The organism is Pseudomonas sp. PME37.24/006, assembly GCF_055556635.1.
On the sequence record NZ_JBVHNL010000006.1, the window covers coordinates 44,163 to 56,091 of the forward strand.

General features: G+C 63.4%; 7 protein-coding genes. 3 read left to right on the forward strand and 4 right to left on the reverse strand.

Annotated features, from left to right (window positions below; translation table 11 throughout):
* Positions 1–12: 12 nt before the first annotated feature.
* The 3 genes from tolQ to ACZ3GY_RS22450 form a co-directional block, all read right to left on the reverse strand.
* Positions 13–729: a protein TolQ gene (gene tolQ / locus ACZ3GY_RS22440; RefSeq protein ID WP_463562266.1), complete on the reverse strand. Its 717-nt coding sequence runs from the start codon at positions 727–729 to the stop codon at positions 13–15.
* Between the two features lie 88 nt (positions 730–817).
* Positions 818–2,731 (reverse strand): phytase, encoded by a 1,914-nt coding sequence (locus tag ACZ3GY_RS22445; protein WP_465912041.1) that lies wholly within the window; start codon positions 2,729–2,731, stop codon positions 818–820.
* A gap of 48 nt (positions 2,732–2,779) precedes the next feature.
* Positions 2,780–5,251 carry a TonB-dependent receptor gene (locus ACZ3GY_RS22450; protein WP_465912042.1) on the reverse strand — a complete coding sequence of 824 codons (2,472 nt, stop codon included), beginning with the start codon at positions 5,249–5,251 and terminating at the stop codon, positions 2,780–2,782.
* 486 nt (positions 5,252–5,737) lie between these two features.
* Between ACZ3GY_RS22450 and ACZ3GY_RS22455 the strand changes: the two genes are divergently transcribed.
* The 3 genes from ACZ3GY_RS22455 to ACZ3GY_RS22465 all read left to right on the forward strand — a co-directional run bounded on the left by ACZ3GY_RS22455 (position 5,738) and on the right by ACZ3GY_RS22465 (position 9,158).
* On the forward strand, positions 5,738–7,138 hold the full coding sequence (locus ACZ3GY_RS22455) for a purple acid phosphatase family protein (RefSeq protein WP_465912043.1): 1,401 nt from the start codon (positions 5,738–5,740) through the stop codon (positions 7,136–7,138).
* Between the two features lie 68 nt (positions 7,139–7,206).
* The gene (locus tag ACZ3GY_RS22460) at positions 7,207–8,121 is read left to right on the forward strand and encodes a GGDEF domain-containing protein (protein ID WP_465912044.1); all 915 of its coding nucleotides are present in this window, start codon (positions 7,207–7,209) and stop codon (positions 8,119–8,121) included.
* Positions 8,118–9,158, forward strand: coding sequence for an AraC family transcriptional regulator ligand-binding domain-containing protein (locus ACZ3GY_RS22465; RefSeq protein ID WP_465912045.1), 1,041 nt, complete (start codon positions 8,118–8,120; stop codon positions 9,156–9,158). The genes ACZ3GY_RS22460 and ACZ3GY_RS22465 overlap by 4 nt, the downstream gene beginning before the upstream one ends.
* A gap of 216 nt (positions 9,159–9,374) precedes the next feature.
* Here ACZ3GY_RS22465 and hrpB read toward each other — a convergent pair whose 3' ends face one another.
* Entirely contained in the window at positions 9,375–11,912 is a 2,538-nt protein-coding gene (gene hrpB, locus ACZ3GY_RS22470) for an ATP-dependent helicase HrpB (RefSeq protein WP_465912046.1), read from the reverse strand.
* Positions 11,913–11,929: the final 17 nt, after the last annotated feature.

Sequence of the window (11,929 nt, forward strand, 5' to 3'; positions counted from 1 at the left end):
GAAAATCCCTCCTCAGGCAGCGGCGGCCATGCTTGGCGCCGTACCGTTAAGACGACGGTGCAGACGGCCCTGCAGTTCGTTGCCAAAGGCGTAGTAGCGGGCGATCAGGGTCTGGGTGCGCGCCGAGAAACGGTTGTAAGCCATCACCGCCGGGATTGCAGCGAACAGGCCGATGGCAGTGGCGATCAGCGCCTCGGCGATACCTGGCGCCACGGTCGAGAGGGTCGCCTGCTGCACCTGGGACAGACCGAGAAATGAATTCATGATCCCCCACACGGTGCCGAACAGGCCGATGTACGGGCTGACCGACCCCACGGTGGCAAGGAACGGCAGACCTTTTTCCAGGCGCTCCTCCTGCTCGGCGATGGCCACGTGCAGGCTGCGCTCCACGCCGTCGAGCACGCTGTCCGGGTTGTTGCCGGCATGCGGCTGCAACTGGTTGAAGGTCTGATAACCGGCGAGAAAGATACGCTGCAGGGCGGCGTCCGCCGGTAGTTCCTGCTGTGTGCCTTCGCGGTAGAGCCCGCCGATTTCATCACTGCGAAAACGCTTGAGAAAGGTCTTCGCCAGACGCTCGCTACGGCGCAGCACCGCGCCGCGCTGAACGATCAGGTACCAGCTGATCAGCGATGCCAGCACCAGGCAGAGCATCACGGCCTGCACCACGATGCTGGCCTCGGTGATGAGGCCCCAGACGGTCATGTGTTCGAGGTGGGGTTGGTTTTGCATCATGGATTCCTTCGGTTGCACGAGCACCATGGCTCACATTGGAAGACAGGGACGTTGCGCGCTGATGACAGGCGCGACGTCCGGCACCTCATTCCAGCCCCAGCGCGTCGGCGACCGCCGACCAGGGCACGTATTTGTAGTTCTGATTACCTTCGGGCATGCGCTTGCGACCGTCCTGCACCACCAGCAGGCCGGCGCTCCATGGCCCACCAAGGTTGGCCGAGGTGACTTCCAGGCCGTCGGTTTCCGAAGCGCCGTCGATGCCCAGCTCGGCATTCAGGCCAACCTTGAAACTGCCGCGTAGCGTGTAGGGCGCCTTGGCCTCGACCACTACGTAGCTGTCGTTGCCCTGGCTGGAAATCACCAGGTAGTCGCGCTGCTTGCCGTGATAGAGCCCTAGCCCCTCGATGTCGTCCTTGAGCGGGCCACCAATGGCGATGACTTTCTCCAGCGAGGTCTGCGCATCGCCGCGGGCATCCAGCGCCCACACCGCCACGTCTTCCTCACCGATGTACAGGCGCTCGTTACGGTCATCGGCCACGCAGCCTTCCGGCTGGGTCTCGGTCTTGAAGCGCCTCACCAACTGGCCGGTCGCCTTGCCGCTATTACCGGCGAGGCGGTATTGAAGGAAGGTACCGTCCTTGTCGTTGGCGATAGCGTGGATGGCGCCCTGGCGATCCTTGAAAAGACACAGCCCGTAGATTTCCTCGAGCGGCGTGGCGAGCTGGCCGATATCGCTGAGCTCGCCGCTGGCCTGATCGATGGCGAACAGGTGCAGGCTGTTGTGATCGCGGTTACTGGCCACAGCCAGATCCACCTGACGATTGCCAAGCTGGAAGCCGGGACGGATATCGACGTTGTTGAGGCGGCCTACGCGCAGGTTCTGCACCTGCTTGCCCGCCAAGTCATAAGCCAGCAAGCCACCTTTCTTGTCGGTGCCCAGCACGCGGCTGCGTTCGGGATGAAGGGTGTTGACCCAGATCGCCGGATCATCCGCTGCATCGCCAAGGCTGGGCACGCCATCGGTCTGAACCAGCGGGGCGATCTGCGCGATGACTGTCGCTTGCGGCGTCACTTTCGGCGCCCAATTCAGGGTTGCGCTACGTGTTCCGTCATCATCGATCAGTAGTAGCTCAAGGCCCTTGGCCGTGGCCCGGGCGCTGACCTGCTCAGGCTCCTTGAGGCCATCTAGCTTCACCACACCAGCACGCTGCCACTGCTCGGCACTGCGCTGATACAGATGCAGGTTCGCCGCTGCAGAATCGAGCAGCAACAGGGCATCGGGCAGCACCGCCATGCCCGCTGCACTTTCAGCCAGCGCACCAAAAGGTGCGAGCAGCTCGACCGGCTCACGCACTAGCGGCGCTTCGGCGCCAGCCTGGTAACGCCAGACACCGACATTTTCCTCGTTGACGTACAGGCTTTCGCTGCGGTCATCGACCTGACAGAAGCCGCTTTCCGGCGGCAGGCTCAGGGCGCGAACCTGGCGCGCGTCATTCAGCGGCCGGCCGTTCTCGGCAACCAGCCATTGCTCGCCGATGCCCTCCTCGCCCACCAGAAACAGGTAGTCGTTGCGCGCGCTGTCGCGGTAAAGGCACAACCCTTCGATGGCGAAGCGGGTTTTCGGCAGGTAATGGGCGTTGCCCCACGCATCGCCTTGCAGCCTTGCCACCAGCGCCTGCTGACGCTTCTTGTCGAGGGTGGCGACCAGTAGACCGCCGTCATCCGCCCGATGGTCGAGGGTTTCGAAACGGCCGGGCAATTCGCTGAGCACCTGCGCGTTGCGGTCGATCACCTGCAGTGCCTTGGGGCCGACCTGCAGGCGTTCGGCGTTTGCCAGGAATGACTGCGGTGCGAGCCACTGGGTGCTTTCGGTCTCTATCAACACATCGTTGGTAGAGACCGTTGGCGCCAGGGTAGACACCGGTTGTGTCGCGGTCGTGCTCTGGCAAGCGGCCAGCGCAACGCACAGCCCCAACAGGGACAGATTGAACATACGCATGGGAACAAGGAGTCCTTGAGAGGGCGCACCGGGCGCCCTCGATGATCATCAGAAATGCGTTAGGGTCAGGCCAACCTTGTAGGTCGGGCCGTACTCTTCGTACTGGGCGTTGTAGCCATGGCGCCCGGTGTAGACGTAGTAGGACTCGTCGGTGATGTTCTGCGCTTCGAAGGTCAGTTGCAGATCCGGCGTGAGGAAGTAACCGGCCTTGAAGTCGACGAACAGTTGGTCGTCGACATACAGATCCTGATTCTTGTCTTCGATGGAACCGATCTCGTACAGGTAGCTGGACTTGTAGTTGGCCGCCACGCGCATGTTGAAGCGATCGTTCTCCCAGCCGAGCATGACGTTGCCGACGGTATCGGACTGATTCGGCATCTCGATGGAGCGCTTGGCGCCCTGCCCTTCGATGCTCGCGTCGGATTTGCTCATGGTCAGGTTGGCGCCTGCCAGCACGCCATTCCAGGGCTCAGGCAGCCAGTCGAATTTCTGCGAGTAGGCCAACTCGACGCCGTAGAGCTTGGCGCTGCTGCCGTTCTCGAAGCTCAGCGCTTCATCGAAATCGGCCCAGGCTCCGGTGCCGGCGAGGTCGGTGTTGTAGATGAAATTGTCGATGTCCTTGTAGAACACGAACCCGGACAGCACGCCGGCGCGGCCCATGTAATGCTCGATACCAAGGTCGAAGTTCATCGACTCCAGCGGTTTTAGATCCGGGTTGCCGAAGGATGCATCGCCACCATCGATGGCGAAACCCGGCGCCATTTGGCCGAAGGTCGGTCGCACCACGGTATTTGTCCAGGCAGCCCGAATGGCCGTAGACGGCGACAACTGGTAGCGCGCATGCAGGCCCGGCAGCCAATGGTCGTAGCGGTTCTTGCTCTGGGTGCTTTCGTACACCCCGTCGCGCAGGCCGGTGCCCTTGGCTTCGAACTCGGTACCTTCGTAGCGCAGCCCGGCGATGAAGCGCCAGTCATCGACGTCGAGGCTGTTCATCAGGTAGGCGGCGTTGATGTCTTCGCGCATGTCGAAGTCATTGATGCGCGAGTTTTCCTCGTCATAGAACTGGTCGCGATCGAGGCCGCCGATCAAATCCTTGATTGCCCCGGCGCTGATGCCGTTGCCGAAGTTACCCAGTGAGTAATCGACATTACCGCTCTGGAGGCCATCCAGATCGATGCCGGAGAAGTCATCGTAGACCCAGACTTCGGTATCGCTGGTCTTGTCACGCCGGCTGAGCTTGCCGCCGAACTTGACCTGTGCGGCGTTGCCACTGAGGTCGTAATCACGGGCGAGATCGAGACGGATGTTCTTTTCCTTGTCCTTGCCGTCGACTTTTTCCACCTCCACTTCATCGAGGGTGAAGGCGGCAGGATCGTAGAAAGCGCCACCGGCGCTGACCACCGGTTTGCGCGTGCCGTCGAAGCCAACATCGGTGAAATCGCCAACGAATTGCGCACCCGCGATACCACCCGGATCTTTTTCGGTGGCCTGGCTGTAACCGGCCTGGCCACTGAGCGTCCACAGGTCGATCATGCGTTCACCGCCGATCACGTAGGACTGGATCTCCTGAGTGTCCTGGCGCGATTTCAGGTCGCGCCAGCCCTCGGCATCGCCGCGTTCGCCGGAAGCTTGTGGGTCGGCGAACTCGACACCTGCCGCGTTGCGGGTCTCGGTGTCCTTGAACTTGCTGTACAGGGTGCGCAGGTAGTAGTTGGAGTAGTCGTCCGGCTGGTAGTCGAAGTTCAGACCGAAGCCAGTGCGCTCACGGGTGATTTCATAATCACGCTGCTCAACCTCATTGAGCCGGGCGCCATCGGAGAAATCCCAGTTGCCGCCGGTCTCGACGTTTTCCGAGCCGAACTTGCGCTTCTGCCAGCTGAACGCCGCAGCCACGCCAAAGTTGTCGGTGCCGTCACCGAGGCTGAAGCGGTCGCTGATCGCGCCGGAGAATTTCGGGCTGTTCTCGCTGACGTTGGTGTCGTGGCTGCCTTCGGCGGAGAAGGTGTAGAACAGGCCGTCGTGGTCGAACGCCGAGAGACTTTCCACCTCGATGGTGCCGCCGAGGGAGTTGGCATCCATGTCCGGAGTCAGGCTCTTGACCACCGACAGCGACTGCACCAGTTCGGCCGGCAGAACATCGAGCGCCACGGCGCGACGATCGCCTTCCGGGGCAGGTACCAGGGTGCCATTGATAGTCACGCTGTTCAGATCCGGCGCGATACCACGCACGCTGACGAAACGGCCTTCGCCCTGATCGCGCTCGACCGACAGGCCGGGGATGCGTTGCAGCGCTTCGGCGGCGTTGTCGTCCGGCAGCTGGCCCACGCCGTCGGCATGCACCACGCTCTTGATGCTGTCGGCGCTCTTCTGCTCGCGCAGTGCCTTGTCGATACTCGCGGCCTGGCCGATCACCTCGACACGCTCGACCGCTTCTTCCTCTGCCCAGGCTGGCGCAGCGCTTATGGCGATGGTCAGTAGGCTGACCCTGAATCCGGCATTACGGATTTGACGAAAAGGCATTGCCACCTTGAATCCCTCGTTCCAATGGCCCCTGGCGATACCAGGAATGGCTGCGGACGTTAGAAATTATTTGTGGCACTTGCATGACACACGGCGTGGCAATGCCTCTAAAGCGGTATTTTCAAACGCAATTCAGCGCGTTTTGAGCTCGATTGACCCCCGACTCCCGCAGGCGAGCGTGACCTCTCGACGACTGAGCAGCCTTTCATCAACGAGGGATGACAACACCCACAATGCTCGCGAACGGGCGGGCTCGACGCATCTCCCATCAAGAAACATGAGCATCTAACCTTGCCCACGATGGGCCATCCACCTCGCTATCGCCGTGCAGGTGCACACGCGCCAAGCTGAATTCATCCTGAAAAAAGTGCCCTCGCCTGCAGCGATCAGATGAGCCGAATCGACCCCCCATGAATTCACCGAACCGTCATGTGGCTTTGTTTCCGTGACGCCCCATCACGCCGAACGGCTCATGAGGAATCGCGAATGTCTCGCCCCCTGTTGTATGCATCATTGCTCGCCTGTGCACTGGCCGCCTCGTCAACGCTTGCCAACGAGGCCGTACCGCGCTCCGTAGGCCAGCCCTATGCAGCGGGCAATCTCGCCGACCGCATCGTGCTAACGCCCGGCCAGAACGCAGCCGTGCAAATGGCGGTCAGCTTCCGTACGGATGTGCAGCAAAGCGAAGCACTGCTGGAGTTCGGGCCGGCGCTTGCCGGGCCGCAACTCACCGCCCAGGCCAAGCAGCTCAGCGGCACCACCCGCCGCCTGGACAGCGACAACGGCCCGTCCAATTACCACCAGGTGCGCCTAGAACAACTGACGCCCGATACTACCTACGTGTACCGCGTGAAAGGCAGTGCTGGCTGGAGCGAGTGGCAACAATTTCGCACCGCGCGGGAAGACTTCGCGCCGTTCACCTTCCTGTATCTGGGAGATACCCAGAACAACATCCTCGCCGTCGCCTCGCGCACCATTCGCCAGGCGTTACGCAGCGTGGCGCGTCCTGCGCTGGTAGTGCATGCCGGTGACCTGGTCGCCTCACGGGAAGAGCTTGCCCACGACGACGAATGGGGCGAATGGAACCAGGCCGGTGGCTGGGCTTACGCGGCCATTCCGCAGGTGACAGCGGCCGGTAACCACGAATACATCGACACCTTACTGGCCGACGGCAGCGAAAGCCGAACCCTCGGCCCGCACTTTCCCGCCCAGTTCGCCCTGCCACGCAACGGCGCGCAAGGTGTCAGCGACACCAGCTTCTTCACCGATTATCAGGGGGTTCGTTTCGTGGTGCTCGATGGCACCTCGGCACTAGACCTCGGCACGCTCGACGCACAAACCAGTTGGCTGGAGAGCGCGCTGAAAAGCAGCCAGGCAACCTGGAACATCGTGGTCATGCATCAGCCGATCTACACCTGCGCTCGCCCCGAAGACACCGAAGAACTCAAGACTGCCTGGAAGCCGCTGCTCGACCGTTACCAGGTGGACCTGGTGCTGCAGGGCCACGACCACTGCTACAGCCGCCTGACCCACGAAGCAGGCCGCGAGGCCAGCGCCAAGGCACAGCAGACCAATCAGCCTATCGGCCCGGTGTACATGGTCTCGGTTACCGGCTCGAAAATGTACGGCCTCAACGACCGCGCGCATACGCAGCCTGATCGCACTGCCGAAGACACCCAACTGTTCCAGACCATCAGCGTCGAGCAGAACCGCCTGAGCGTGCGCGCCTATACCGCTGACGACCGGCTCTACGACGCCTTCGATATACAGCGCGATGCCAGCGGCAACAAAACCCTGCACGAGCCACGGCTGCAAAAGCAGAACGAGCGCTTCTGCCAGGGCGAGACCGGGCCGGATGGTTTGCCCTGCTCTGCCAAGGACAAGTGAGCGTCATCGTTCTGAGATATTCGCCGGGCATGCTCGGCGCACCCGCAATCGGCGGCAGGAGACGCACCATGAAGTCGCTGTTGAAAATGCATGGCATGACCCTTGGTGGTTTATTCCTGGCGGCCAACGGCGGCCTGCTGATCTACCTGGCGGCCGGCAACATCAAGTACTGGGCCGAGATCAACTGGATGGATGTGGCCGGTGAAGGCGGCACCTGCGTGATTCTCTGTGGCTGGCTGTACATGCTGCTGCATGGCCGACCTGCCGGGCGGGTGACCCGTCTGCTGTCGCTGGGCCTGTGCTGCACCGCGTTTTCAATGTGGATGGACACCTTGGACGAGTTCATTCGCCTGCCATCTGAAGCCGTGTGGGACAACTGGTTGGAAACCGCCCCCATGCCGGTGGGCATGCTGTTGCTGACTCTGGGCATGTATCACCTGCAACAGGAACAACGCGCCATCAATGCGCAGATGAGCAAGCGCGAACAGCTGTTCCGCGAGCATCGTCTGTTCGACACGCTCATCCCCCTCGCCGGCGCTCAATACCTGCGCCAGCACTTGCAACAGGCGCTTGAGCAGGCAGAGGCCGAGCAGCGCCCGTTGTCGCTGATCGCTATCGACCTGGACGATTTCAACCAGATCAACCAGCGCTACGGCCAGGAAGAAGGCGACCAGGTGCTGCAGGTGATGGCGCAGTTGCTGCTGTTCAACCTGCGCCAGCAAGACATGCTCTGCCGACTGGCCGGCGACCGCTTCGTCGCGGTGCTGCCGGACACCGGCGAGAGCCAGGCAAGGATAATGGCCGACGACATGCGCCAGAGCATCGCCAACCTTGCTCATCGCACTCAACGCCACGGTGAGCGCCTGTACTTGCAGGCCACAACCGCTGTGGTAATGGCGCTGGACGAAGACGAAGCGCAGTTGCTCAAACGCCTTAATACCTCCCTCGCTCAGGCCAAACCTCGCCTGGCGCGCAGCGCATGAGCCTGCCCCCGCTGCACGGCGGCTATGACGCCGATAACCGTTTCATCGCCGCGCACCATCTGCCCGCGGTGTTGATAGACCTGGCCAGGTCGCGACGCATCGACACGCATAACCTGTTGCGTGGCTGCGAGCTGTTCTATGACGATGTGGTCACCGGTCGTGCGCTGATCAGCCCGCAACAATTCCTGCGTTTGATTGACAACGCAAGGCGTCTGCTCGGCTCGCCCGACACCAGCTTTCTATTCGGTCAACGTCTGTGGCCCGGGCATTACGGCGCAGGTAGCCAACTACTCGAACAGGCTGACAATCTGCTGCAGGCACTGGATCGGATCAGTGAATACCGGGCACTGCTTTCACCGCTGCTGACGCCCGTCATGCACCTGGACGAGCACTATCTGCACCTCTACTGGCGCGACAGTTGCGGCGCTGGCGAGCTGACCACCTTCTTGCTCGAAGCGAGCATGACCGCAGTGGTCGCCCTCGCCCGACGCCAGCAGCACGAACGCCTGCCATGGCGCTTCCAGTTTGCCTACATGGAGCCTGCCTACGTCGAGCAGTATTGGGTGCACCTGGGCGATAGCCTGAGCTTCGAGCGCCCATCGACCGTCATGAGCCTGCCTCGCGAATACCTGCTGCGCGCCTGGCCAGCCGCTGGTTCCACTGGCGCCTTGGTGGCTCGTCACAGCTGCAGCGAGCAACTGCATGCCTGGGGCTGGCAGGCCAGTTTTCTTGATCGCTTGCACGAGCACCTCAGCCAGCACATCCGCCATCCACTGAGCCTGGAACGGGTCGCCGCAGCCTTCGATACCAGCCCGGCGTCCTTCAAACGCCGGCTCGGCAAACACCACACGCACTTTCAGGAGCAACTCGACCACACGCGTCGCGACCTCGCTCTGTACCTCTACCAGGTAAAGGGCTACAGCAACGAAGAAGTCGCCCAGTACCTGGGCTTCAACGACATCACCAACTTGCGCCGCTCATTCAAACGCTGGACTGGGCGCGTGCCAAGCGACCTGGGCGGGCTGCTGTGTGGGTGAGGATCAAGCCGCGCGACTTCGGCTGACAGAGCCCCGCCAGGTGACCCGAATCCCGTAGCCTGTGGTTGAGCGAAGCGATACCCGGGAAATCGCAACCCTGGGTATCGCTTCGCTCAACCACAGGCTACGAAGCGGCGGTCGCTCTGAATAAAGGCTCGGGCCGCGTGAGTAAAGCTCTCGGCCAGATTGCCCTAGCGCCTAGGTTGAGCCGCACAGTTACTTACGCGGTTTGACCCGCGCCGTGGGCTCGGCGATCAATGGATCGTCCGGCCAGTAGTGCTTCGGGTACCGCCCCTTCAAATCCTTCTTCACCTCGGCATAGGTGGTGCGCCAGAAGTTGGCAAGGTCCTGGGTCACCTGCACCGGTCGGCGTGCCGGGGATAGCAGATGCAGCAGTACCTGCTGCCGGCCATTGGCGATGCGCGGCGTCTCGCCCAGGCCGAACAGTTCCTGCAGGCGCACCGCCAAGACCGGTGGGTGTTCGCTGTAATCCAGGCCGATGCGCGAGCCGGAGGGCACCGGCAGGCTGCGCGGTGCCCATTCGTCCAGGCGCTGGGGCAACGGCCAGGGCAACAGGGTTTGCAGCATCGACGGCAGGTCGAGGTTACCGAAGTGGCTCAGCCGGGTGACCTTGCCCAGGTAGGGCGCCAGCCAGGCATCCAGGCTGGCCAGCAGCGCCGCGTCCGAGACGTCCGGCCACTCGCTGCTTGCCTGGCTCTGCAGATCGAGCCCGCGCAGCAGCATGACCCGCGCCTGCCACTGACGCAGCTCAGGCGTCCACGGCAACAACGCCAGGCCCTTGCGGCGTACCAAATTGACCAGCGCGGCGATGCGCGCTTCAGCACTCAGCCCTGCCAGCGCCTCGCTGGACAACACCAGATCGCCCACCTTGCGCTGCCGCTCGGCACGCAACACACCTTCGCGCTCATCCCACTCGAGCAGATCCTGCTTGGCCACCTGTTCGGCCAGCACTGAATCGAACAACGCCGGCTCCAGTTCAGCGGCCAGGTAGATGCGCTCTTCGCGCTGGCCCTGGCGGCTGCCCAGGTCGGCGACCACCAGCCAGGCGTGCTTCATCAGCGCATCTGCTTCGTTGAACAGCGCCGCGCGGCCATTGGCCAGGCGGTATTCGGCGCCGCCCTCGCGACGCTGCCGGGCGACACGATCCGGGTAGGCGAAGGCCAGTAACGCACCCAACCAGCGGCCATGCTCGGGGTCACTGACCGCCTCGCTGACCGGCACACGGCGCAGGTAACCCTGAAACTGCCGGGCCAGTTGCCGGGCTCGCTGCACGCCACCCCGTGCGGCGCCTCCCCCTGCGCTGCGCTCCCCAGAGAGCAGCACCAGGCGACTGTGCAGATCGGCGCCAGCTCCGCGCAGTATGTCGCGCTCGCCCAGCAGCGCCGCCAGATCACAGGCCAGTTCGCCCAGACCTAGGGCCTGCCCACGCAGCAACAGATGAGCGATACGCGGATGCGCTGGCAGTTCCGCCATGGCCTGGCCGTGGGCGGTCAGCGCGCCACGGGCATCGAGTGCGCCGAGGCGTTGCAGCAGCTCCCGGGCCTGGGCGTAAGCAGCGGCTGGCGGCGGGTCGAGCCACACCAGTTCGTCGACTTCGACGCCCCAGCGCGCCAGTTGCAGCGCCAGCCCCGCCAAGTCGGCCTGGAGAATTTCCGCCGAGGAGTACGCAGACAATTGCTCGTGCTGAGCCTGCGACCACAGCCGGTAGCACACCCCCGGCTGCAGACGCCCGGCACGGCCGGCGCGCTGGGTGGCTGACGCCCGGGAAATGCGCCCGGTATCCAGGCCGGTCATGCCGCTGCCCGGGTCGAAACGCGGCACTCGTGCCAAGCCGGCGTCCACCACCACGCGCACGCCGTCGATGGTCAGGCTGGTCTCGGCGATATTGGTCGCCAACACCACCTTGCGCAGCCTGGCCGGTGCCGGTTCGATGGCCGCACGCTGGGCCGAGAGCTCCAGCTCACCATGCAGCGGGCAGACGAGCACATCAGATCGACCGGCCAGCACCTCACCCAGTTGTTCGGCCACCCGCCGGATCTCTGCCTGGCCGGGCAGGAACACCAGCAGGCTGCCCGGCTCATCGGCCAGCGCCTGCAACACGGTTTGCAATACTTTCGGTTCCAGCCATTCGCCGGCCTGCCAGGGTGCGCCCCAGCGGGTATCCACCGGGTACATACGCCCTTCGCTGCGCAGCACCGGGGCATCGTCGAGCAACTCGGCCAGGCGTTCGCCCTCCAGGGTGGCCGACATCAGCAACACCTTGAGCGGCGCCTCGCCACTGTCGGCGCCGCGAAACATCGCTCGACCGTTGAGGGTCAGCGCCAGGGCCAGATCAGCGTCCAGGCTACGCTCGTGGAATTCGTCGAAGATCACCAGGCCAACGCCCTCCAGCGCTGGGTCATCCTGCAGGCGCCGGGCGAGGATGCCCTCGGTGACCACCTCGATACGCGTGCGCGGGCCGACCTTGCTGTCCAGGCGAATGCGATAACCCACGGTCTCGCCGACCGCCTCGCCAAGCTCGCTGGCCAGCCGCTCGGCAGCGGCACGCGCGGCCAGACGACGAGGTTCGAGCATGATGATGCGCTGCCCGGCCAGCCACGGCTGATCGAGCACAGCCAACGGCACGCGGGTGGTCTTGCCGGCGCCAGGCGGCGCTTCGAGCACCACCTCATCGCGGTCGGCCAGGGCGCGGCAGAGGTCGGGCAGCAGGGAATCGATCGGCAGGTTATTCATCAAGGCTCCATCATCGG

Coding starts and splice junctions, on each gene's coding strand:
- ACZ3GY_RS22455 (WP_465912043.1), top strand. CDS start 5,738: ATGTCTCGCCCCCTGTTGTATGCATCATTGCTCGCCTGTGCACTGGCC.
- ACZ3GY_RS22445 (WP_465912041.1), bottom strand. CDS start 2,731: ATGCGTATGTTCAATCTGTCCCTGTTGGGGCTGTGCGTTGCGCTGGCC.
- ACZ3GY_RS22465 (WP_465912045.1), top strand. CDS start 8,118: ATGAGCCTGCCCCCGCTGCACGGCGGCTATGACGCCGATAACCGTTTC.
- ACZ3GY_RS22450 (WP_465912042.1), bottom strand. CDS start 5,251: ATGCCTTTTCGTCAAATCCGTAATGCCGGATTCAGGGTCAGCCTACTG.
- ACZ3GY_RS22460 (WP_465912044.1), top strand. CDS start 7,207: ATGAAGTCGCTGTTGAAAATGCATGGCATGACCCTTGGTGGTTTATTC.
- tolQ (WP_463562266.1), bottom strand. CDS start 729: ATGCAAAACCAACCCCACCTCGAACACATGACCGTCTGGGGCCTCATC.
- hrpB (WP_465912046.1), bottom strand. CDS start 11,912: ATGAATAACCTGCCGATCGATTCCCTGCTGCCCGACCTCTGCCGCGCC.